The sequence below is a fragment of the Photobacterium aphoticum genome, from assembly GCF_001029435.1.
Taxonomy (GTDB): Bacteria; Pseudomonadota; Gammaproteobacteria; order Enterobacterales; family Vibrionaceae; genus Photobacterium; species Photobacterium aphoticum.
Map to the genome: position 1 here is coordinate 41,155 of NZ_LDOV01000022.1, position 23,257 is coordinate 64,411.

Consider the following 23,257-nt stretch of genomic DNA (forward strand, 5'->3'; position numbering starts at 1 on the left):
TGTATGACTTAATCGGTTATTTCAGCAAAATCAGCCATCAAGGCAGACTTGGGTTGCCCAATACTGGTGTTGGAGTAAAATCGAGCGAACGAGGGAATAACCAAAATCAGCAGTGAGTATCATGAAAGACGTAATTAGTAGCCTGTACGATTCAAAAATGGCCGCGCTGAAAGCCAAAATTGACGCGGAAAAATTCGATGTAAAACTTACCATTGTGACGGTAGGTGACGATCCAGCCAGTAAAGTGTATGTGCGCAATAAAATTCGCCTGTTCGATGAACTAGGCTTGCCGTGTGAGCACATCACGCTGGATGAAGCCGGCACCACGCAGGCGGATCTAGACGTTTTGGCTGCCAATGCCGATCACCCAATGTTGTTCCAATTGCCATTACCAAATGGTTTGGTGGCGCCAGATCTACCAGCAGCGGTAGACGTAGACGGCTTCGGCTCTGAGACACTGGGCCAGCTTGTCTTGGGCAATAACGTTGTGTTGCCGTGTACGGTACAAGCGGTGATCGACATCATCGACAACCATTACGGCGAGAACCATTTCGCAGGCCTGAAAGTGGCCGTATTGGGTCGCAGTAACATCGTTGGTAAACCACTGGCGATTGAACTGATCAACCGTCAGAGCACGGTATCCAGCTTTAATAGCCGCTCAGATTTGGCTGCTGTGGACTGGACTCAGTTCGACGTGATTGTGGTGGCGACCGGTTTCCACGGCACACTGGACAACAGCCAGTTTGTTGAAGGCCAGTTGATCATTGATGTAGGCATTAACCGTATTGATGGCAAGCTGGTGGGTGATGTTAAACATCATGAAGACGTGGTATCCGCTGCGGCGATTACGCCGGTACCGGGTGGCGTAGGCCGTCTGACTTGCCTGCACGTGTTGGGTAACGCCATCAAACTGTGTGAAATGAAGCAGCGTTAATCGCTGACGGCATCAGCTTTATTGAAATTCGCTGATACCAAAGAGACTGCCCCGCGCGTGAAAACGTACGGGGCATTTTTTTGTTTGCTTGTTTCTGTTTGGTTATTTTTACGAGCGTATTTTTAGGTGCTTATTGTTATGTGAGCGAGGCATGGTAGTGACAGGGGAGTGACTTCAGGTATACTCCGCGCCCATCATTGTTCTCTATGCTAAAAACAGACTGTTATCTCTATGAGTCTCTACAATATTGCGAATAAACACCTGACCGCACTGACTCCCACCACGTTTGCCGCAGAAGGCTTGCAAGAGCGTCAGGATCTTCAAGAAGCCCTGAAAGGCAGTATTCATGCCATTGCGCCAGATTGTTTGGTGATTGCTGAAGAATTTTCAGATTGGGAAGACAGCCGCCGACGTATTGATTTGCTGGCGATTGATAAGAACGCCAACTTAGTGGTGATCGAGCTCAAGCGTGATGAAATTGGCGCCCACATGGAGCTGCAGGCTTTGCGTTATGCGGCGATGATTTCGACCATGACCTTTGATAAAGCGTGTGAGTATTTTCAGCGCTATTTGCAAAAAGCGGGTAGCGAACAAAATGCCCGCGAGGTGTTGCTGGATTTTGTTGATCTGGACGAAAGCAGTCTGGATGATTTTGGTAACGATGTGCGCATTGTGCTGGCTTCGGCAGATTTCGGAAAAGAACTGACGACCTCTGTCTTGTGGTTACGGGATAAAGGCATCGACATCAGCTGTGTGCGATTGACGCCGTACCGTTACAAGGACGATGTGCTGATTAACGCGGAACAGATCATTCCGGTACCCGAACTGGAAGAGTATCAAGTGAAGTTTCGTGAAAAGCGCGACGAGCAACGTGTGAGCCGTAAAGGTAAACGAGACTACACCAAATACCGATTCCAAGGGCAGGTGTATAACAAGCGTAAATTGGCGTTTGCGGTGTTGTCCCATTGGATTCAATCACATCAGCCAAGCAGCTTGCAGGCGATCAATGCGGTATTGCAGCCGTATAACCTGAAACGCGTGGTGTCATTGATCAGTGAAGTTCCGGCCAACAATTTGGATCGCTGGTACAGCGCACCGGCCGATCAACTGACATTGGCTTCTGGCGAAGATGTGGTGATTTCCAACCAGTGGGGCGACAACATTCCTCGTTTGCTAGACGCAATGCAGCCTTATGGCATTACAGTAGAGAAAGTCGAGAGCTAGACGTAAAAACGAATGGCCGTTTGCGCCAGTGAGTGACATAAAAAAGGAGCGATTGTCGCTCCTTTTCCTTGGTCAGCATGTTAATGGTTCGTAGTAGAGTTGGCTTCATGCTCAACGCCTTTCCTCAAAATGCTTCACCACAAAATCAATCAAAGCGCGTACTTTTTGCGACTGTTCTTTATGGTACGGATACACCACATACAACGCGTGTTTATCCATTTGCCATTCTGGCAGTAACTCTACCAATTCCCCTGACGCAATGGCTTTTTCCACAAAGAAATCCGGCAGCAGGGCGATACCGTGTCCCGCACAGGCGGTTTGTGTCAGCGCCAAGCCGCTGTTGACCATGTAGGTGCTGGGCGGCAAATCAATGGTTCTGACTTCATTGTCTCTCTTGAACGTCCAACGTCGTGCGGTGGATGACAGGCTATAACTGAGCAGAGCATGGTTCACGATGTCATCCGGTGAATCAAAGGCCGGCGCTTTTGCTATATAGGCCGGTGCAGCACACAGCACACGGCGAATATCGAACAGTTTACGGGAACGCAGACTGGAATTACCCAACTCTCCGCCTCCTCGAATAGCGACATCGACGCCTTGTTCGATCAAATCCATGTATTCATCGCTCATCACCAACTCAATAGTCAGTTCCGGGTGCTCTTGCATGAAGGCACAAATGATCGGGTTGATTTCCACAATGCCCAGCGACATCGGTGCGCTGATCTTCAGTTTCCCTTTCAATGTGTGCGATGACTCAATCACGGATTGGTCGGCATTTTTTAACGCATCCAGCACATTACAGACCTGCTGATAATACAGCTGGCCGTTATCGGTAATGTGCAGATGACGCGTTGTACGGTTAATGAGCGGGCAACCCAAATAACTTTCTAATTCATTGATATTACGGCTGACGGCGGCTTTGGACAGGTTTAAATCGTCAGCAGCGGCGACAAAGCTGCCAAGCTCAACCACACGGCGAAAGACGGTAAGGGCTCTGATTTTATCCATGTGATCCTCATGGTGCGGTTTCTATCAGTATTTATCGATTGAAGCGGTGATTCAGATGTAGATGCCACTTCGGTTGGCAATAGTCTACGCGGATTAAGGTGATCTATTGTTCCGATTTGGTAAACAATATAGTCACCATTATAGAGTTTATTCACCTTTGTGAGTCAATTATTCTTATCGTCATTGAAGGGCACGGCGCCGAATCACGCAGCGACCGTTTAGCCGAACGCATAACGCGATAAAAGAACACAGAGGTCATTCCATGAAAAAGATTCTTGCATTTACCGGTAGCAACAACAGTCAGTCTATCCACGCACCATTGATTCAGGCATTAGCGGCACAGGCGTCAGAGACCCAAGTGGATATCCTGAACCTGAACGATTACGCCTTGCCAATGTATGGGTTGGATGTGGAAGGCCAAGGTGTACCGGATGCGGCGTTGCAACTTCGTGCAAAGTTGAATGCGTACGATGCGTTGATCATTGCCTCGCCGGAACACAACGGTTCAATGCCGGCATTTTTGAAAAACGCCATTGACTGGTTGTCTCGTGTGGCACCACAAGGTACGTCATTCTTCGGTGATGAGAAAAAGCCGGTGCTATTGGTGAGCACATCTCCGGGTGCAAACGGTGGTGCCACCAACCTGAAAACACTGTCAGAGCTGATGCCATGGTGGGGCGGTGACGTAAAAGGCGTGTACAGCCTGGGCGGTTTTTATGACAAGTTCCAAGACGGTGCGTTTGATGTTGAAACCACCGCAGAGCTAAAAGCACAAATGGCGGCTTTTGAAGCGGCACTGTAAGCGAGTTAGCAAACGGGTTTATAGAAACATGATCTATAAATAGAAAAGACCGAAGCAAGACAATCACCGAGAAGGAACATCCAATGGCAGTATTAGAGCAAGGTATTTGGTATCCCAACAAAAATGCGAATGAATTGGACCATGAAGACCAATTTGCGTTACCGGAAACCGTGGTCGCAGGCCGTTACCATTTATACATGTCATTGGCGTGCCCGTTTGCCCATCGTCCGTACTTGGTGATCAATTATTTGGGATTGGATGAGGCGATTTCTGTCTCTTCAGTCGCAGCAAAGCGATACAACTATGGCTGGGAGTTTGATACTGAGCATGCCGATCCGATTTATGGCCGACCAAAGTTGGCAGATCTGTACCTGAAAGCCAAGCCAGATTACACCGGCGTGGTGAGCGTGCCTGTGCTGTGGGACAAAGAGACGCAGCAAATTGTCGGTAATGACTCGGCGGCGATGGCGATGGATTTGGCGACTCGCTGGTTACCGCTGGCGAAACATCCGGTGGAGTTGGTGCCCGCCGCACAACGTGAAGCCATTGAAACACTCAATACCTGGCTGCATGTCAATGTGAACCGCAAGGTTTATCAAGTGGGGTTTGCGACCGATCAAGCGACCTACGATGAGGCCAGCGAGAGTTTGTTTGCCGCGTTAGAAACGCTGGATGCACGGTTAAGCCAATCTAAGTATTTATTTGGTGAGCAAGTTACGCTGTCGGATCTGTTTTTGCTACCCACACTCGTGCGTTTTGAAGTCGTGTACGAGGTGCATTTTAAAGCCAATAAAAAGCCATTGCGTGCATTCACTCATTTGTACCGTTACATGCGTGAGTTGGTGGCGGATCCGCGTATTCGCAGCACGTTAGATATTGAGTACATGAAACAGCATTACTACTTTTCGCACAAACACATTAATCCTTACGGCATTGTGCCTGCGGGGCCGCAGCTTGACTGGCTATGAATGTGAGTGAAAAACGGAAATAAGAAGCCATGAACCAAGCTATGAAACAACAAACGAAACAAGCCATGAAACCGGCCTTACGTATTGATTTTTTCCACGATGTAATTTGTGGTTGGTGTTACGTGCTTTCTCCACGTTTGCGCCAACTGGCGACAGAGTTTGATTTGGATATTCATCACCATGCTTTTGCATTAACAGCAACGCGCGCTGATCAAATCGATAAATTTGGTTCGGTCGAACAAGCGAAAAGCATCATTATGGGCCATTGGGAACAGTGTGCGAAAGCCGATGATGCTCAGCGTATTAATGTGGCGGGCATGCGTGCTCAATCGTTTGATTATCCGATTTCTACCCCTGGGTTAGTGGCCTGTAAAGCGGCAGCGCAACAGCCGGGAGAAAAGGGCGCGCAAGCCACGTATTGGGATTATTTTGATGCCATTACCCATGCGCATTTGCATGAGAACCGCAACATTGCCGATGAAGACGTTTTGGTCGCAGTGGCGGAAGAAATCGGTTTAGACGGCACGCGTTTTCGTCAGGACATGGCCGATCCACAGCGCCAGCAAGAGATCGCTCAAGACAAAGCCTTGGCCGAGGCATACGGCGTGAACTCGACGCCTACGCTGGTGATCAATCAGCAATGGGCGATTCCGGGCGCGGTGTCGTTGGTACAGTTGCGTGAAGCCATGACAGAGATTCAAGCCAGCATCCAGTGATCACCCGTCTTCTTTAATCAGAAGTCAGTGACACCGTGTAACGGACTTTCCCGACCACCTGAGTGGGGCAAATGGTTCCCATGTCTGTGCTACTGACACTGCTGGCATGCAAGCCCGTTAAAGTGAGTGACTGGTTAGTATGCACACAGGCGATGCGTTTAATGATGCGGCCATAGTGGGGATGGTTAATCACGACATCATCCCCAACCTGTAAATGGCGAAACCACCGAGAGATCAACACGAAATCGCCCGGTTGAAAAACAGGGAGCATACTGCTCCCCGTGACTTTTAAGATAAACAACATGGTGGAATGCCTGCGTGTCGTTTAATGTCGGTTAGCTTTGCGGCGACAGTGCAGGATAAGCCACGATTTGCTCTGTCGGGTAAGGGCACTGAGCACGGAAGGTTTTCACGCCTTTGGTGAGCCAGAAGGCTTCAGCAAATTGATTTACTAACTCCAGCAATTCCAGTGCATGCGCCCGAACCACATGCTGTTTGGTTTTGGATGCTTGCAGCATAATGCGGTGTACCAAATCATGCACACCCGCCACTTGGTCAAACTGTGGCTGTTTGAAGTAATCTCCCCAAATAACGGTGACTTGCTGTTTTAGCTCGATACCGTGCTGCTCTTTTTGCGCCACTAAACGCGCAAGCTGTGCCTGATCTTGAATTGTCAACGCGGGCTTGGTGGCCAGTTCATCAATTAAATCACACAGACGGATCATCGTAAGTACCGACAATTGCGCACTGATCGGATCATAGATCTTGCACGGAATATCGCAGTGGGCTGAAACGGTAGGCAGAGGGTGCTGACGATCAAAGGCGGTTAATAGTTTATGCAGCATCTTATTGCTCCTTTTTGTTTGCGCGTTTACGAAGCAGTAAATAGCCACCCAAGGCTGCGACAGACAAACCCGCACCTATCGCAACTAAATGGATAATATCGCTGGTCCAGTGCTGGTGGTCATGGCCGGCATGGGCGAGGGCGCCACTGGCAAAAAGGGTCAAACAAACAATCATTAGGCTTTTCACTTACTTTACTCCTTGTTGGGTAAGAGAGGCATTGCACAACGTGTGCAGGAATTAGCTCAATGGGATTCGGTGTAGATACTCATAGCGGGCTTTTTGCCACATATTCAGCCCTCGCATGAGCACGCAATGGTGAGCACCACAATCTTCTGGCGGGTTACACTGCTGGAAAAAGGCGAAGGATTGATCAAAAAGGTTTTCACACACTAAGCGATCATTAATGGCTTCATAGTTATCGATAAGGTTCAAATAACTGACGAGCATCATCGCGACGGCGTCATCGGGATCGTCGGCAAAATAGTCAGTAAACACCTGCTGGGCATTTTCCAGAGCCTGCCGATTGAGTGTGATCGACTGGCGATAGTTTTGGTGGTGAAAGCAACATTGTGCTTGCTTGGTGAGGGATTTCCACTTTTCAATCATTGTTAATGCGAATCATTCTATTTCTCATTTGTTGTGATAGTAAAGCAAAAAATAGACGGGATTGCGAATGGAAAGTGAACAATTGTCATATTTATTTATCCATACATTTTGTCTGTGTTTGTTATGGAAAAAATCAGTGTTTTTTTCTGATTAGTTAACAACCTGTGTTTTCTATCTTGTTAATATGCAACATAAAAACGGCGGTATTTTGGCTTGCAAGCAAAAAATCGCGCCAAAATAAATGAGTGAAAAATACGACATTTTATTCGGGATATAATCGTTTAACTATTGCATTTTCAATGATTTAGTTGTTGATTGATGCGGTTTTCAGTGATATTTATTGCTGATGTTTAGGCGATGCACGGAATAAATGAATGGAAGCTGAGCAGTTAGAAGTCCTCAATTTCATCAGCCAATACCCCCCCTTTGATGACCTACCCGAAGAACACCTGAAGCAGATTGCGATGCAAGCGGAAGTGGCCTATTTCCGGCAGGGCACCGACATTTTAAAATCTGGCGATGATATTCGTGATTTGTACATGGTCCGCAGCGGGGCCGTAGAGGTTTATCGCCGTAAAGGTGAACTGTATAACCGTATTGATGCGGGTGGTTTGTTCGGGCAAATGGGCCTGCTCATGAATAACCGCGTGCGTATGCCGGTGAAAGCCATTGAAGATACCTTGGTGTATTGCATTCCCGAGCAGATGTTTGTGGCACTGTGTGATGAGTTTGAAAACTTCGCTGACTTTATGGAGCTGGAAGACAGCGCCCGTCTGCGCACCGCCATTTCTAACCAGAATGACGGCAATGATTTCACCACCGCCAAAGCCCGTAAAATCCTCAGTCGTGAACCGGTGACCTTGCCGTCAACGGCCACCATTCAAGAAGCCGCCATGCTGATGGCGGAAGAAAATGTCACGTCATTGTTGATTGTCCGTCCACCGGAAGAAATCACTGAAGAAGATGATGATCAGCTACTCGGTATTCTGACTGATCGCGATTTGTGTATTCGCGTGTTGGCACAAGGGCTGGATACGAACTTTGCCGTCAGTGAAGTGATGACCACCGATGTGGTGTCGTTGGATTACAACGCCTATGTGTTTGAAGCCATGTTAACCATGCTGCGTTATAACACCCACCACCTGCCTATTCTAAAAGACAAAAAGCCCATCGGCGTGATTGGCATGACGGATATCGTCCGTTATGAATCCCAGAACAGTTTGCTGTTGGTGAGCTCGATTTACCAGCAAACCAGCGTGGAAGATCTCAAACAGGTAGCCTCGCAGGTGAAAGACTGTTTCGTGCGCATGGTCAGTGAAGATGCCAATGCTCATATGATTGGCCGCGCCATGTCCGTGATTGGCAGCAGCTTCAAGCAGCGTTTGGCAGAACTGGCTGAACAAGAGTTAGGCCCGGCACCGATCCCGTATTGTTTGATTGCCATGGGCTCGATGGCCCGTGACGAGCAGTTGATCGTGACCGATCAGGATAACGCCCTGATTCTGGACAACAGTTACGATGAAGCCGTGCACGGTGAATACTTTGCGCAGTTTGCCAAGTTCGTGTGTGATGGTCTGGCTGAATGTGGCTATGAATACTGCACCGGCGACATCATGGCGACCAATCCGGAATGGCGTAAAACCCGTGCGGAATGGGAAGAGTGCTTTGCCCGCTGGATTGATGATCCAACACCGGAACGTCTGCTTAACAGTAATATCTTCTTTGATTTACTGGGTGTACACGGCCGCCTTAAGTGGGCAGAACACCTCAGCAGCTTTGTGGTGCGCCGAGCGAAAAGAAATAATCGCTTCCTGGCCGCGATGGCCTATAACGCCATTCGCCGAACGCCACCATTGGGTTTCTTTAAAGATTTCGTGATGGAAAAAGACGGGCGTCACCGTAACTCCATTAACCTCAAGCGTCGTGGTACCGCACCGATGGCGGATCTGATCCGCGTGCATGCTTTAGCCATCGGTTCCCGTTCTCAGAATTCGTTTGAGCGATTAGATGACATCAATGATGCCGGCATTCTGCCCAAAGGGCGGGGCATGGACTTAAAAGATGCCATGGAGCTGATCTACATGGTGCGTATTCGTCATCAGGCGTTGGATATTGAAAACGGCGAAAAACCGGATAACAACATCGAGCCTGAGCACATGTCAGATTTTGAGCGTCGTAATCTGAAAGCGGCATTCCAGATCTTAAGTAATGCGCAGAACTTCATGAAGTACCGTTATCAGAGAAGCGGAAAATGAGTGAGGTAATCGGCCAACAGGCTGAGAATACCACCTTTCTGAATGCGCAGTTGTTGAATACGTCGGGCACACCAACATGGCCTGACGTGTTTTCCCAACTCGCAACAGAAGCCAAAGACGCGCGCCTGAAACAGTATTACGCCACGCCGATGATCAGTGGTGACACGCCATTAAAAGATGTGCCGTTTGTTTCTATCGATTTTGAAACCACCGGACTGAATGCGCAGGACGATGCCATTCTGACCATTGGTCTGGTGCCGTTCACGCTGTCACGCATTCAATGCAGTGGTTCACGTCACTGGGTGGTGAACCCGAACCGTGAATTGAATGAAGAGTCTGTCGTGATCCACGGCATTACCGATTCTGAAGTGAAAAATGCGCCGCAGCTGGATGCCATTCTGGCGCAGATCCTCGAAGCCATGGCCGGCAAAATTGTGCTGGTGCATTACAAAAATATCGAGCGTCAGTTTTTCCATCACGCCCTGATTAACTGCATCGGGGAGGGGATCCAATTTCCGGTTGTCGACACCCTGGACATTGAATATGCCCTACAACGTCAACAATGTGCCGGATTTTTTAATTGGTTAAAGCGTAAAAAGCCAGGATCCGTTCGTTTGGGTCATGCGCGAGAGCGATACGGCTTACCGGCGTATCATCCTCACCATGCGTTAACAGATGCCCTCGCAACAGCCGAGTTATTTCAGGCACAAGTGCAATATCACTTCGATCCTGATATGCCGCTGTCGGCGCTGTGGCAGTAAAAAAATGCTCGAATTATGCGTAAAAAGCATCGGGTTGAGCTAAAAAAAGCACTGTTTGATTGAAAATCTTAATGATAACGATAAAAACATGAAATGTGTTCAGGTGTTTTTTATCGTTAGAATGGGTGTTAGAGCAAGTTCTCTAAATTGCTGTTTATTTGTACAAAATTGTAATAAGTGTCGCATGCAAGCCATCACTCATACAGCTTAATGTAAGAATAAATGTAAACGGTCACGTATTTTTAAGGAGATAATTCGTGAGTACCGATAATAACGGCGGGATCCAACGCCCCGACGGTAAAGTTAACGCTATCGATACCGATTACCAGATCGGCCAAGATAACGTTGCTTTGAAAGTGGGACCATTTGGTCTTGATATCCACAACCGAGTGTTTGCTATTTCAGGCTTAGCGATCGTTTTGTTCGTTATAGTGACACTGACCTTTAGACAACAAGTCGAACCTTTCTTTTCTGGGCTACGTGCATGGTTAGTTTCTAACATGGACTGGTTCTTCCTTTCTGCGGGTAACGTCTTTGTTGTTGTCTGTTTAGTACTGATTGTCACGCCATTAGGTCGTGTACGTATCGGTGGTACCGAAGCCACTCCTGACTATTCTTATGCAGGTTGGTTAGCGATGCTGTTTGCTGCGGGTATGGGTATTGGTCTGGTGTTCTTTGGTGTATCAGAGCCAATGTCACATTTCAGTGCAGCATTGAACGGCGTCACCATTGAAAACGGCGTTCGTACCGACTGGGCACCTTTGGGCGCAGCAGCGGGTAACACTGAAGCGGCGTCTGCACTGGGTATGGCAGCGACGATTTACCACTGGGCACTGCACCCTTGGTCAATCTACGCGTTGTTGGCACTGGGCTTGGCGATTTTCTCGTTCAACAAAGGCCTGCCACTGACCATGCGTTCCATCTTCTACCCACTGTTTGGTGAGCGTATTTGGGGTTGGACAGGTCACATCATCGATATCCTGGCTGTTGTGGCGACCGTGTTCGGTTTGGCAACGTCTTTGGGTTACGGTGCATCGCAAGCGGCGACCGGTTTGAACTTCTTGTTTGGCATTCCAATGACAGAAACCACCCAAGTGGTATTGATCGTGATCATCACGGCACTGGCATTGATGTCTGTGGTAGCGGGCCTGGACAGCGGCGTGAAGCGTCTGTCTGAAATCAACATGGGCGTGGCGGCATTGTTGCTACTGTTCGTGATTGTTGTGGGTCCGACCATGGCAATTTTCACCGGTTTCTTCGAGAACATCGGTGCGTACCTGGCGAACATTCCTGCACTGTCTGTGCCGTTTGGTCGTGAAGACGTGAACTACTCTCAGGGTTGGACGGCGTTCTACTGGGCGTGGTGGATCTCCTGGTCACCATTCGTAGGTATGTTCATTGCACGTGTTTCTCGTGGCCGTTCTGTGCGTGAGTTCATTGTGTGCGTTATCCTGATCCCATCTACTGTGTGTGTATTGTGGATGACCGCGTTCGGCGGCACGGCAATCAGCCAGTACGTGAACGACGGTTACCAAGCGGTATTCAATGCAGAACTGCCATTGAAACTGTTCATGATGCTAGATGTGATGCCACTGACTGAAATCACGTCACTGGTGGGTATCGTGCTGGTGGTTGTCTTCTTCATCACTTCTGCTGACTCTGGCTCATTGGTTATCGACACCATCGCAGCGGGCGGTAAGGTGGATGCACCAACACCACAGCGTGTGTTCTGGTGTACGTTTGAAGGCTTGGTGGCTATCGCCCTAATGCTGGGCGGTGGCTTGGCCGCTGCGCAGGCAATGGCGGTAACGACCGGTCTACCATTTACCATGGTATTGCTGGTAGCGACCGTCTCGCTAATCAAAGGCTTGATGGACGAACCACGTCCGAAAGCAAAAGCGGGTAAAAAAGCGCACGCGTAATCACTTTGTGATGACATCACGCTTATAACTAACAAAACGGCATGCTTCGGCATGCCGTTTTTGTATGTGGTGTTTGAACCTCTACAGTGTATTGCGTTTCATGTCTTCTCATTAAAATGTGACTTCATTCGGATGATGAAAATGTAGAATGTGATATGTGGAATGATTCTACAATTTCCCCAAGACTTGATAAGATAGCATATTAATATCAATTAGTTATTCGTTACGTTAGCATCTGCTAATGGTGATATGTAGCATTGTAAGGTAGCGTAGTTCCATATATAAAGTTGTTAAGTCTCAAGTTGAACGAGGGTAATAAATGGACTCAGACAAAATCGCATTCGAGGTACTAACTAAAATTGGAATTAAAGTATCCCAACTTCCAGCTAGAAACGATAGAAAAGAGGCTGACTTTATTGGAATGATAGAAGATGAAATGTATATCATTGAAGCAAAGTTAAAAACTGATGACTTTGATTTAGTCAAAGAGAAAGAGCAAATGCTATCGTCGGGAGAGCCACATGTTGCTGAAGGTTCTCTAGGTAGAGATGAGGCAATTTCTACAATTATAAGAAGTGGTGCTCATCAACTTAGATCAAGTGCCAAAATACATGATCATGATTATAAAATTCTATTTGTTTTATCTGAGGGTATAAATAGCATCACGAAGTCGGATAATTTAGTAGATACACTCTATGGAAGAACTCGTGTAATGAATATGGATAATAATCGCATGAAGCCATGCTATTTTTTCTATCACGCTGAATTGTATAGAAGGAAGGACGATATAGATGCAGTGATAGAGGGGTACATTGACCACAATGGAGTTCCGCTACTTAAATTGTGTCTCAACCCTTACTCTAAATGTTATGATGCTTTACGAAGTTCGTTACTTTCGAATGTGTTTGGTAAAGCGGTTATAGACCCCTATCTCGAAGAGTCTCAAGGGGCTTGTTACCTCCCTGATGTTGATAAGCCTCGTTCTAAGCCTGCCGATAGTTATTTGACACCATTAATGAACCCGATGCTTCTCCACTTGAGAGAGAAGTACAAAACTGGCTACTTAATTGCTATTGACTTTGATTCTCCGGAAATTACCGTTAGAGAAACTACTCAACCAGAGTCTTAACAAGCAATTTAAGAGGGATTCACAACGCTCGGCATTTTTGCTTCTATTTCAAATTTAGTGTTTATGGCACTGTTTTAGTTTGGGTGGAGGCGTTGTTCACCCCTTAATTGGGCTACATGGACTCCCCCGGTTGTCAACAACAGCGTCAGGTAATATAAGGTTTGGGACTGCCGCTCACATTCGGTCTGTTTATTGGCGTATTCGTCGCCATGACCCTGATGACACTACGCGGTTGCGGTTCCTCATTCGTTAGAAGGCATCTTTTGTGCCCGCCGCATTATCAGGTTTTCCCGCAAAAGGTCTGAACCTTACATCATCATTGGCTATTGCAATGACCCGGTGAAGCGTATTTCTCCGTGATAAATGAGTTTCTACATCTGTTAGTTATTCATGGGGGCGTATTCTGTATCGTGATACAGCAATGACCAGACAATACGAGCATTTTTAGCGGCTAATGCCACAATGGCTCGTTTCAATCCCCGTCGCTCAACCAAGCTTTTACACCAAAGGCTGAGCCTTGGTTTACCACCCGTGGAATACTGGGTCGGTACTAAACCCAGCCAGGCGGCAAAATCGCGGCCTTTATCAAATTGCTCACCTTTACCCACACTGGCAATGATAGCTGTTGCTGTAATGGGGCCAATACCTGCCACTTTCATTATCTTTTTCGCATTATGGCTACGAGATATCAGCATATCGAAGAAATGTTCTTGGTCACTAATGCGTTGATTGATACAACAGAGATGTTCATAACAATCAGCAATGATCGCTCTGGCTAAATCCGGTAATTGATTGTCAGCGTCCTCAAGCACAAGCGGGATCATGGATTGCAAAGCGTGCCTTCCTTTCGGTGTGATGATGCCGAACTCCGCCATGATGGCGCGGATTTGATTAAGTAATGCGGTACGTTCATGTACCCAATTATCACGAGCACGGTGAAGCATCAAAATGGCTTGCTGCTCAGCTGATTTGATTTTAACGAAGCGCGTTGAAGGACGGGTGACAGCGACGCAAATAGCAGCTGCATCGTTGAGGTCGTTTTTGGCACCTGTCCTGAAAGGCGCCACATATTTCGATGCCATGATTTTTACAGTATGACCGAGTTTGGTCAATTTACGCGCCCAATAATGGGAAGCGCCACAGGCTTCAATACCAATGAGGGCTGGCGGGATATTAGCAAACGTTGCAAGAACTTTAGATCTTGATATTGTTTTGTGGATCAGTACCTTGCCTGTCGCATCTTCGCCATGGATACTGAAGCTATGTTTGGCAAGATCAATGCCATAGATTGAAAGTGACATGGTGGCCTCCAAGATTTTATCGAGCCTGACTCATCAAGTGTGGCAGAGCCGGATGAGGGGGAGTCCATGTCATTCGTTATACAATAAAGGAGGCTTTGTGCCAATAGAACATACATTTAGACCATTGTGGAATTACCCAAATCAAATGTACTTGAAGCGTGGTCTTAAAAACGTTGAACTATTACAACCAACAGAGGGTATTGGATGTTTTTTAGCAATCCAAACAGCGAATGAGTTATATAAATCAGTAGATCTAAAACCACAGTCTTTGAAAGAATCTTGGAGTGATAATGTGCATTATCTAGAAAGTAATTGTATAGGAGATGCTCCATTAGCTTGTTACCCGATTTACTTAATAACAGTAGGTGATGACGATGATGAAAAACTTGTATACGTAGGTAAGACATCATCATCTAATAGTCGTTTTAAATCAGGACATAAAGCAATTTCATTACTTCATCACCCTAAATATGACGGGCTATCTAAAAGGTTATATCAATGTAGTGTGATTTTTATAAAAGATGGTAAGCATCTACCCATAGAATTAATTCAACCCTATGAACTTTCGGCTGAAATATTATCGTCATTTGAAGCTAATTTGATTTACATTACTCAGCCAGAATTAAATGTTCAGTATAGAAAAGAGGAACCTGAATTTCTATATAGCCAAATACATGTTCAGAATATATGTAATGAAACAGATTTTTGGCAAGATGAGTTTATTGTATAACAAATGCATCAACACGATTTGCTACACTCGGCGTTGTCGGTTTGCCTTTAGTTTCAGTGATTAAGGCAGTAAAATTCAGCTAGGTCTGTATCGTAGCAAACGTGTTATGCAAGCGTTAGGTAGCTTATTGGAAATATAGCGATGTCAAAAAGTAATAATGGCTTAGAGTTTGAGTTGTTGACTGAGAGAATTTTTAAAGCGATTTCAGGGCAACATGATGATGTTTCTATTCGTCGTAATGTAAGCTTACAAGGCATTGATGGCGAGAGACAGATTGATTTACTCATAACATCGAAATTTGCAGGTATTGAGTTTAGAACCATTGTTGAATGTAAAGACTACAACAAAAAAATTGATGTTAAAGTTATCGATGGTTTCCATTCTGTAATGCAAGATGTTTCTGCACATAAAGGTGTTGTTGTTTCTAGAAAAGGCTTTAGCTCAACTGCAATAGCTAAAGCTAAAAGACTAGGTATATCCTTATTCTCTGCACATCAAGCTAACAGCGAAAAATGGGAATTGGATCTAGAGTTACCTATGCTTCTAACAGAAGCAAGAGTCGCTAGCATAGTCGTTAATCCGACCATTAAGGCTAAAAAAGGAACAATAATTAAGCAATCAGCTATTAATGTGATAAACGATGTGGACCTTGTTGCAAGCTTTATCAAAAACTGGAATGAAACTCCTGATTTTTTGGATAGTCACTTTATTTATCAAAACGACAGGGTGAGTCTAAAGGTTGGTAGTTTGAAGCCTCCGTTTTACGTCCGGGACTCTCAAGGAGGTCCAGTTGAAGTGACAGATTATGAATTGATTGTGGACTTTGATAAAAGGTATTATTTTTCATATATTCATGATGTTACAGATTCACTGTTACTCAAGTGTCATTCTGGTGACGACTCAACAATGATCCTACCCAGCGAGGTATTTTCTAACTACCATCAGTGTTTGAAGCTTATCGATAAAAGTAAGATAAGCTTACCACCAAACTCACTTGTAAAAATGGCATTGGTTAAGGTCAAAGCTAGTGGGTATAGCGCTACCTAACAAACAAGGATTAAGGTGTTGCGCAGCCAACACTAAATCCCGGGTGTTGAACAAGCCCGATGCTTCTTTATAAAGTAAATTGTGCGATTGGGTTTGGAGGGGACATCGCTCAGTCCCTTTCCTCAAGACGAGCGATGCCGAGATAAGCACGTGAATGTCGACTTATCAATGAGTTAACTGTTTTGCTGTCTTTGGACTGTCACCTTCCTTCTGTGTCGCTTGTCATTGCACCATTATCCTTATTATGTTCGCCTTTCGGCTATCTCGGTCGGTTGACGCCAACGAAGGCCATGATTCTTACAGTATGACCGAGCGAGTTTGAACAGTTCACGCTCACAATAATGGGAAGCACTATAGGCTTCAATACCAATGAGGACTGGCGTGATATTAGCAAACGTTGCAAGAACTTTAGATCTTCCCCTAAATTTATTTTAAGAAAAGAGTTTTGTGGATCAGTACCTTGCCTGTCGCGTCTTTGCCATGGATACTGAAGCTATGTTTGGCAAGATCAATGCCATAGATTGAAAGTGACATGGTGGCCTCCGAGATTTATCGAGCCTCACTCATCAAGTGTGGCAGAGCTGGATGAGGGGGAGTCCATGTCATTCATTATGATTCAGGAGTGAGTATGGAAGAATTACCTCAAAATAAAGAATGGAAAGACTACGGGCATGCGGGAGTAAAAGCTACGCTTAATGTTATCCCATTAGCTGGCGGTGCTCTGGCTACGTTATTTGAAACGGTTTTTTCAGCACCAATTGATAAGCGTAAAGAAGATTGGTTGATCTTATTAGCGAGTACGGTTGATGAAGTTTGTGAAAAGGTTGAAAATCTCACGCCAGAAAAGCTTTCTGAGCATGATGCTTTTATATCTGCGTATCTTCAAGCATCAAACATTGCAGTCCGGACTCACCAAGAAGAAAAAATCAAAGCGCTAAATAATGCTGTAAAAAATACAGTATTAAATAACGAAATAGATGAGACCATAAAGTTAATGTTTATCCGGTTCATCGACGAAATGACGCCACTTCACTTTCGAATTCTGCACTTCTTATCAACACCCGACCACTACATTCAGAAATTGAATACAAATCCAAATAGTTATACTCATTGGGGAGACTTACGTAATGTTTGGGAAAAAACTTATTCCGATGTCAGCTCAAATGACCCTATCATCGATTTAATCATTTCTGATTTAAATCGGTTCGGAATGGTTCGGATCAAACAGTTTCATGAAGCTCGGTTAGACTCAGTAGGTACTTCAGTAGGGCAAAATTTCATCGACTTTATCGAGCTTGAATCATAACAAATAAGGATTAAGGTGTTGCGCAGCCAACACTAAATCCCGGGTGTTGAAGAAGCCCGACGCCTCTATATAAAGTAAATTGTGCGATTGGGTTTGGTGGGAACATCGCTCAGTCCCTTTCCTCAAGACGAGCGATGCCAAGATAAGCAAGTGAATGTCGATTTATCAATGAGTTAGCTGTTTTGCTGTCTCGGGACTGTCACCTTTATTTTGTTCGCCTTTCGGCTATCTCGGTCGGCTGAAGCCAACGAAGGCCATGATTCTTACAGTATGACCGAGTTTGTTCAGTTCACGCGCACAATAATGGGAAGCACAGTAGGCTTCAATACCAATGAGGACTGGCGGGATATTTGCAAACGTCACAAGAACCTTATAACTAGATATTGTTTTGTGGATCAGTAACTTGTCTGTCACATCTTTACCATGGATACTAAAGCGGATTCTTTGTGGAATGCCGCAAGAACAATGCCATAAAGTGAAAGTGATAGGGCGCCCTCTGAGGTTTTATCGAACCAGCTCATCTAGTATGGCAGAGCCGGATGAGGGCAATTTATCTCATTCGTTATACGAATTAGGAGTTTTAGATGGAAAATAAATATGAATCACATAGCTTTACTGCAATTGAAAGGTCATTATGAATATCGATCTCAGCAAGTATAAACCAGATGAGTATGGAACGTACTTGATTCCGTTTCACAGCGTGTTACTAGAAGCCGAAGTAGAGTTAATTATACCATCTGATAATGGCCACGTAGAAAATTGGCAACTTCAAATTGTAGAAAAATTTCTCCAGAAAGAAGAACAATTGATAGAAGTGTTGTACCAAGCACTCTTTAAGTATTATCAAGAAGGATTGCCCGATTTAAGAGCCCAATTTGGGAGTAGTGCTGATGAAATAGCTCCGATAATAGATCACATTGATCAGTTGAAGAGTTTGATTACTCCCACTGGTATTTGCATTGGCGAACTTGATCCATCTGAAGAAGCTGTCGGACTACTGTTCGAGTGTTCATGGGAACCTGAACATGGCCTTGGGATAATACTCAAAAATTGGATCGTTGAAGAGATTGGTGATCAAGATCTCGCTTTTACCCTTTAACGGGTCGCTGTGGTCGAACTGTTATTTCTAATGCGCTCCCAAATAGCCGCATGAACATGGGATGTTACAGAGGATAAAGCGACTTGAAGAGCTAAATGTAGGGCTAAAACTATACCCAGACTAATATATATGAGCCATTGGAAGGCAAGTAGGAAAAGTGGTTCCCTTAGCCATATATCATTTAAGCCGAGTTGGCTCGGTTCAAAGAGAATGGCTACTTCGCATTGGTTAGCTTCAGGATCAGATCTGGTTCGTGACATGGAGGTTTTTGATGATTAGGAAAGCAAGGCCAAGTGATTGCCTTGATTTAGCGGCTTTGTCACTACAGGTTTGGCTGCATACATATGCAATCCAAGGGCTGCGAGCAAAGCTTTCGCATTATGCTCTGTCGACGTTTACAGAGCATCGCTTCCAGCAGATTTTAAGTAACCCTGCATGCCAAATATGGGTTTACAGACAAGAAGACCATCTTGTTGGCTTTATCAGCGTTGATTTGGATTCAACATTCAATGATGGAGACCATGGGTATGAAGTCACAACATTATATGTGTCTGAGCATTTTCAGGGGCAGGGTGTTGGTAGAAAATTGCTGGATGAAGTTAAAGTTCAACATGGTGCTTCATTTTGGCTGTCCGCTTGGGTAAACAATCAAAAAGCGATCGATTTTTATCGAAAATACGGCTTCAAAAATGTTGGTGAATTAAACTTTGAGCTAGAGGGTGAACTGCATCAAAATCACGTGTTTTGTTACTCAGATGCAGCGAGTACGCAAATTCTGAAATAAGCCTAAATTGGCAATAAGGGAATAGATGTATATGGAAACAGAGAGACTGAAGTTACTTCCTCCTTCATTGGAGAATCAGCCGTTGATGCTCGAAGCGATATTAGAAAGTCAAAATGAACTCAGTATTTTCCTTCCTTGGGTTCCGTATGCATTAACTGAAGCTGAATCAATTGAAAATACCAAGCAAGCGATCAGTAACTTTGATAATTTTGAAGGCGAGTTACGCTATTCAATCATAGAAAAGGATACAGGCCGCTTTCTTGGTGCTATTGGGTTAATCATCCGCGATAAAACAGTACCCTTTTTTGAAATTGGTTATTGGCTGCGGACTTCAAGTGTGGGTTATGGTTTCATTTCAGAGGCTGTTAAGGCCGTAGAAAAATATGCATTTGAAGAGCTTAACGCTAACCGAATAGAAATCAAAGCGGCGGAGCACAACCTAAAAAGCCGATCCGTTGCAGAGCGTAGCGGGTATGTTTTCGAAGGGCTCCTGCGTAATGAAAGAAGGCTGCCGTCAGGGGAATTATCGGGCACAGCCATATATGCAAAAACGAGAGAACAAATAGCCCATCTTCAAAATGAAAGTCAGTGATCTCTATCGGTGTTGTTCAAGGCGGGCCTGAAAAGCGGATGTTTCACGCATTTCTTTCATTGCCCTGGTTCGCTCATGCAGCCTGACTATGTGGGATTGAGGGTAGTTAGATGTTTGGCGTTCATTTTTTGATGAAGGCATGTGTCCGTGATAAAACGTCAATGGGGAATCATGCTTAAATGTGTGGCAATATCAGGCAATGAGTGATTTTTGGAAAAGGAATTTCAGTGAAAATCAGCAAGTTCATACTCTTCTCTATGCTGTTTATAAACGCTGGTTGTTCAGCACTGATACCATGGGAAAAATCGAGTCGTGCTGATTCTACCTTGACGTGGACGGCGAAAAACCAGCGAGCCATTTGGTGGACTAAAAACTGGTCGTGCTATTCTGCATCGGGACGGTGTCATGACACTAAGTATACCGACCACAATGGAAAAAAATTAAATTTCGATGATGATAGCCTGACAAAATACGTACTGAATCACTTGTATGAAGAAATGATGTACTGGGGATTTGTTAGTACCTTAGGTTTTCGTGCGACAAAAGAGACATTGCCGACTAGCCTTGAGATTTGGCAAAAAACGATGAATTTCAATAGTCGGTACTGGGGAGCCTTGCCTTATCATTTCTATACCGTTTCTCTCAATCCTCACATTGTATTAATGGTGCAAAATAGATACAACGAATCTCGTCAGGAAATAGATGTTCTCGAGCATGAGGGAAGTCTTTTTTCTAATCGTAATGACTTTTATCAATTTTTCTTAGAACAGACGCCTGCATATGAAAGAACGTATGAAACCTCGCGGAACAAAGATAACTCTAGATATCCTCCTCTGTATGGTGGATTGACGACAGATTTTCAAGTGGAGTATAGGGTTAACTATTTAGTAACGAGAGACAATAAGCAGTTCGGTGAAATAAAAATTGTCACAGATTTTCCTAAGATTTGGCTTATTGATATGCGTTACCCTGATTTACCGCCTCAAGTTTTGGAAAACTTGGAGACTAACAAAGTGCGTTATGCCATTGGTAATGATGAAGTGTTGGAATTCTTCTGCCAAGATGGGTTGTGTAAAACAATGCGAATAGATTCATTCTGAGTAAAACCGCCCCGAAGAGGCGGTTTTTATTTAATATTTACTTGTCGGTAGGGTTAGGAATAGGATTCGTTGGGTAGAAATATTCCACGGTGTATCTGAATGACGGTAAGGCAATGTTGTCATGGTCAACATCAAAATAGGCCGTTTCAATTTTCAGATCTTGGAATCCCCGCTTGTTGAGTCTTTCCGAGTGTGTTTCTACGTTTTCTGCCAGGGTAGATTGTAGTGCGCCAGTCATTAGGAACTCGGTATCCCACACCTCAGATGCGGCATAACGGTCATCAACCAGTTGGTCAAAGTAATCATTGAATTCATGAATTTGGTGGTTGAACGTGTGACGAAACGCAGGATCATACGCCGCATAGGCATTAAAGACAGGATCAAAAGGATCATCCAACATCATGATGGTGCCTGCCATGTTACCGCCAAATGAATAACCCACCAGCAGTCGCTGTTTAGGGTCGATGTTGTAATCATTTTCTATCTGCGGGATGAGTTCTTTGCTTAAGAACTTAAAGTAATTATCAAGGCCTGGTTGAATGTAATCTCGCTGCCTCTGGTTACGCGGGCCTTCGCCAATACTGACCAAGATCACTTGCGTGCCGAGTTCATCCAATATGGCGTCGTATTCGCTACTGGTCCACTGTCCATCGGTGGCATAAATTACAGGGTAGGGGTAACCATCAGCGTCATAATCTGCAGGTGTGTGAACGTAAATCGGGTATTCATGTGTACCAATTTTATGGTTTAGAAGGTCGATGGTATACGCAGATTTTAAACGGTAGGTCGGTTCGCCATAGCGCTCGTAGAGAGAGTAGTCATGTTCTTTGTCACCGCCGCTATTACAACCCGCAACAAAAGTGATGGCGAGGATCATCCATGATTTTTTGAATTTCATAAACATACAGTGTTCTATCCTTATAACTATTTAATAGCCAACAACGCCAATATCTTGAAATGAGATATCGGTAAATGAACTGCACGTACCGTTTCACTATTGAATGGAGACGATCCACCTCTCTGAAATTTAGGGATTGATGAGTGAGCACATTATGGTGAATGTTAGGGATTTGCTATAGGGATAAAATAATACTGAGAGAAGTGTCAAATATATAATTGATACGAAGGTGGTTTATTATTGACGTTGTGCTCGCGCCATCATTTTATAAAAAAGGGTTCTGAGACAGGAAAATTCAGGAATCATTGGCTGCCGTTCCAATTATCCTCAGTAAATCGTGATAATTGATTATTCATACTTCTGTCACAATTTCGTATTGCCGTGGTGATTCGAGTCACAAAAGGTACAAATGGATCGCTGTTGGCAGGAATTTATAAATATCGCTCGCCTCACGTGTCAATTTTATGACGAATTACAATTGGGTTTAAATTGACCTGTTTTAGTTTGTATATAAATTTTAATTGATGGGTTAATTATTAGGATATATATCCAATAATCTTAAGTGGATAATATATTAAAATGATTTACTCCTCATTATTACTCTTAAACGTCACAAATCGATAAATATCCCATCATTTATCTTGTCTTGATTTGTTGTAACTATTATCAATTACCTCTTGCTCCCTTATTCCATATTATCAAGCATATTCCTCATGCGTATTTTACCTATGGCTTTTCTGCATATTTACAATCTGAAACATGATAGTTAGTCTCATTACAGGTTTTAACAAGTTTGTAATATTAGAAATCACGTTGAGGTGAGTATGAAGGGGTGGGAAAAAGGATTTACCCTTATTGAATTACTGTTCGTCGTGGCGATTATCGGGGTATTAGTAACGATTGCCGCGCCGGCCTATACACAGCATGTCCAAGAGGCTCGCCGTGCTGATGTGCAGCAGTTTTTGCTCCAGCAAGTCGCCATTTTAGAACGACAGTTTACGCGTTTAGGCGGTTACCCAGACAGTTTTACGGTCAGCCCGACAGAGCACTATCGCTTTACGTATGAAGCATCGACTGCCGCGACATTAACGCCGGGTAATTTGAATGATTCCATGACGTTCACGTTAACGTCTATCCCGCAAGGGGCACAATCCGGTGATGAGTGTGGCAACTTGAGTATCAATCATGCAGGGCAAAAAAATGCCGTTTTGCCTCATTGCTGGAGGTAG

General features: G+C 44.8%; 24 protein-coding genes. 17 read left to right on the forward strand and 7 right to left on the reverse strand.

All coding sequences use genetic code 11. The annotated features are described in order from the left end of the window. Nucleotides 1-121 precede the first annotated feature (121 nt). A complete protein-coding gene (locus ABT58_RS12120) occupies nucleotides 122-934 on the forward strand; it encodes a bifunctional 5,10-methylenetetrahydrofolate dehydrogenase/5,10-methenyltetrahydrofolate cyclohydrolase (RefSeq protein WP_047874675.1) in 813 nt (270 codons plus the stop codon). Nucleotides 935-1,165: 231 nt separating this feature from the next. Then, nucleotides 1,166-2,158, forward strand: coding sequence for a PDDEXK family nuclease (locus tag ABT58_RS12125; RefSeq protein ID WP_047874676.1), 993 nt, complete (start codon nucleotides 1,166-1,168; stop codon nucleotides 2,156-2,158). A gap of 111 nt (nucleotides 2,159-2,269) precedes the next feature. On the opposite strand, the gene ABT58_RS12130 is transcribed toward ABT58_RS12125, so the two are convergent. Beyond that, nucleotides 2,270-3,166 (reverse strand): LysR family transcriptional regulator, encoded by an 897-nt coding sequence (locus ABT58_RS12130; protein WP_047874677.1) that lies wholly within the window; start codon nucleotides 3,164-3,166, stop codon nucleotides 2,270-2,272. Nucleotides 3,167-3,428: 262 nt separating this feature from the next. Between ABT58_RS12130 and ABT58_RS12135 the strand changes: the two genes are divergently transcribed. The 3 genes from ABT58_RS12135 (at nucleotide 3,429) to ABT58_RS12145 (ending at nucleotide 5,652) form a co-directional block, all read left to right on the forward strand. Then, complete coding sequence (locus ABT58_RS12135; protein ID WP_047874678.1) at nucleotides 3,429-3,968, forward strand: NADPH-dependent FMN reductase; 540 nt, start codon at nucleotides 3,429-3,431, stop codon at nucleotides 3,966-3,968. Between the two features lie 83 nt (nucleotides 3,969-4,051). Further along, complete coding sequence (locus ABT58_RS12140; protein ID WP_047874679.1) at nucleotides 4,052-4,936, forward strand: glutathione S-transferase C-terminal domain-containing protein; 885 nt, start codon at nucleotides 4,052-4,054, stop codon at nucleotides 4,934-4,936. A 41-nt stretch (nucleotides 4,937-4,977) separates the two neighbouring features. Then, nucleotides 4,978-5,652 (forward strand): DsbA family oxidoreductase, encoded by a 675-nt coding sequence (locus ABT58_RS12145; protein WP_047874829.1) that lies wholly within the window; start codon nucleotides 4,978-4,980, stop codon nucleotides 5,650-5,652. Nucleotides 5,653-5,665: 13 nt separating this feature from the next. On the opposite strand, the gene ABT58_RS12150 is transcribed toward ABT58_RS12145, so the two are convergent. From ABT58_RS12150 to ABT58_RS12160, 4 genes are read right to left on the reverse strand one after another with little or no spacing between them, the layout of a single operon-like run. Further along, nucleotides 5,666-5,956: a S24 family peptidase gene (locus ABT58_RS12150; protein ID WP_047874680.1), complete on the reverse strand. Its 291-nt coding sequence runs from the start codon at nucleotides 5,954-5,956 to the stop codon at nucleotides 5,666-5,668. 31 nt (nucleotides 5,957-5,987) lie between these two features. After that, nucleotides 5,988-6,497 (reverse strand): superoxide dismutase, Ni, encoded by a 510-nt coding sequence (gene sodN, locus ABT58_RS12155; protein WP_047874681.1) that lies wholly within the window; start codon nucleotides 6,495-6,497, stop codon nucleotides 5,988-5,990. 1 nt (nucleotide 6,498) lies between these two features. Next, on the reverse strand, nucleotides 6,499-6,684 hold the full coding sequence (locus ABT58_RS24075; protein ID WP_146147180.1) for a hypothetical protein: 186 nt from the start codon (nucleotides 6,682-6,684) through the stop codon (nucleotides 6,499-6,501). A gap of 51 nt (nucleotides 6,685-6,735) precedes the next feature. Further along, a complete protein-coding gene (locus ABT58_RS12160) occupies nucleotides 6,736-7,104 on the reverse strand; it encodes a hypothetical protein (RefSeq protein WP_047874682.1) in 369 nt (122 codons plus the stop codon). A gap of 374 nt (nucleotides 7,105-7,478) precedes the next feature. On the opposite strand from ABT58_RS12160, the gene ABT58_RS12165 reads away from it, so the two are divergent. The 4 genes from ABT58_RS12165 (at nucleotide 7,479) to ABT58_RS12180 (ending at nucleotide 13,171) form a co-directional block, all read left to right on the forward strand. Next, nucleotides 7,479-9,359 carry a DUF294 nucleotidyltransferase-like domain-containing protein gene (locus ABT58_RS12165; protein WP_047874683.1) on the forward strand — a complete coding sequence of 627 codons (1,881 nt, stop codon included), beginning with the start codon at nucleotides 7,479-7,481 and terminating at the stop codon, nucleotides 9,357-9,359. Further along, the gene (locus ABT58_RS12170; RefSeq protein ID WP_047874684.1) at nucleotides 9,356-10,120 is read left to right on the forward strand and encodes a 3'-5' exonuclease; all 765 of its coding nucleotides are present in this window, start codon (nucleotides 9,356-9,358) and stop codon (nucleotides 10,118-10,120) included. The genes ABT58_RS12165 and ABT58_RS12170 overlap by 4 nt, the downstream gene beginning before the upstream one ends. A gap of 257 nt (nucleotides 10,121-10,377) precedes the next feature. Then, entirely contained in the window at nucleotides 10,378-12,042 is a 1,665-nt protein-coding gene (locus ABT58_RS12175) for a BCCT family transporter (RefSeq protein WP_047874685.1), read from the forward strand. A gap of 319 nt (nucleotides 12,043-12,361) precedes the next feature. After that, complete coding sequence (locus tag ABT58_RS12180; RefSeq protein WP_047874686.1) at nucleotides 12,362-13,171, forward strand: hypothetical protein; 810 nt, start codon at nucleotides 12,362-12,364, stop codon at nucleotides 13,169-13,171. Between the two features lie 380 nt (nucleotides 13,172-13,551). Here ABT58_RS12180 and ABT58_RS12185 read toward each other — a convergent pair whose 3' ends face one another. Continuing rightward, on the reverse strand, nucleotides 13,552-14,472 hold the full coding sequence (locus tag ABT58_RS12185; protein WP_047874687.1) for an IS110 family RNA-guided transposase: 921 nt from the start codon (nucleotides 14,470-14,472) through the stop codon (nucleotides 13,552-13,554). 97 nt (nucleotides 14,473-14,569) lie between these two features. Between ABT58_RS12185 and ABT58_RS12190 the strand changes: the two genes are divergently transcribed. From ABT58_RS12190 to ABT58_RS12220, 7 genes are all read left to right on the forward strand, one after another. Further along, nucleotides 14,570-15,202 (forward strand): GIY-YIG nuclease family protein, encoded by a 633-nt coding sequence (locus ABT58_RS12190; RefSeq protein WP_047874830.1) that lies wholly within the window; start codon nucleotides 14,570-14,572, stop codon nucleotides 15,200-15,202. Between the two features lie 141 nt (nucleotides 15,203-15,343). Further along, a complete protein-coding gene (locus ABT58_RS12195) occupies nucleotides 15,344-16,249 on the forward strand; it encodes a restriction endonuclease (protein WP_047874688.1) in 906 nt (301 codons plus the stop codon). A 628-nt stretch (nucleotides 16,250-16,877) separates the two neighbouring features. Then, nucleotides 16,878-17,555, forward strand: coding sequence for a hypothetical protein (locus tag ABT58_RS12200; protein WP_047874689.1), 678 nt, complete (start codon nucleotides 16,878-16,880; stop codon nucleotides 17,553-17,555). 634 nt (nucleotides 17,556-18,189) lie between these two features. Then, entirely contained in the window at nucleotides 18,190-18,654 is a 465-nt protein-coding gene (locus ABT58_RS12205; RefSeq protein ID WP_047874690.1) for a DUF6985 domain-containing protein, read from the forward strand. A 271-nt stretch (nucleotides 18,655-18,925) separates the two neighbouring features. Then, entirely contained in the window at nucleotides 18,926-19,438 is a 513-nt protein-coding gene (locus ABT58_RS12210) for a GNAT family N-acetyltransferase (RefSeq protein ID WP_047874691.1), read from the forward strand. 31 nt (nucleotides 19,439-19,469) lie between these two features. After that, on the forward strand, nucleotides 19,470-20,030 hold the full coding sequence (locus ABT58_RS12215) for a GNAT family N-acetyltransferase (RefSeq protein ID WP_047874692.1): 561 nt from the start codon (nucleotides 19,470-19,472) through the stop codon (nucleotides 20,028-20,030). 227 nt (nucleotides 20,031-20,257) lie between these two features. After that, nucleotides 20,258-21,130: a hypothetical protein gene (locus tag ABT58_RS12220; RefSeq protein ID WP_047874693.1), complete on the forward strand. Its 873-nt coding sequence runs from the start codon at nucleotides 20,258-20,260 to the stop codon at nucleotides 21,128-21,130. A 37-nt stretch (nucleotides 21,131-21,167) separates the two neighbouring features. On the opposite strand, the gene ABT58_RS23500 is transcribed toward ABT58_RS12220, so the two are convergent. Then, entirely contained in the window at nucleotides 21,168-22,034 is an 867-nt protein-coding gene (locus ABT58_RS23500) for an alpha/beta hydrolase (RefSeq protein WP_053063070.1), read from the reverse strand. A gap of 818 nt (nucleotides 22,035-22,852) precedes the next feature. Here ABT58_RS23500 and ABT58_RS12230 point away from each other — a divergent pair. After that, on the forward strand, nucleotides 22,853-23,257 hold the full coding sequence (locus tag ABT58_RS12230) for a type IV pilin protein (RefSeq protein ID WP_047874694.1): 405 nt from the start codon (nucleotides 22,853-22,855) through the stop codon (nucleotides 23,255-23,257).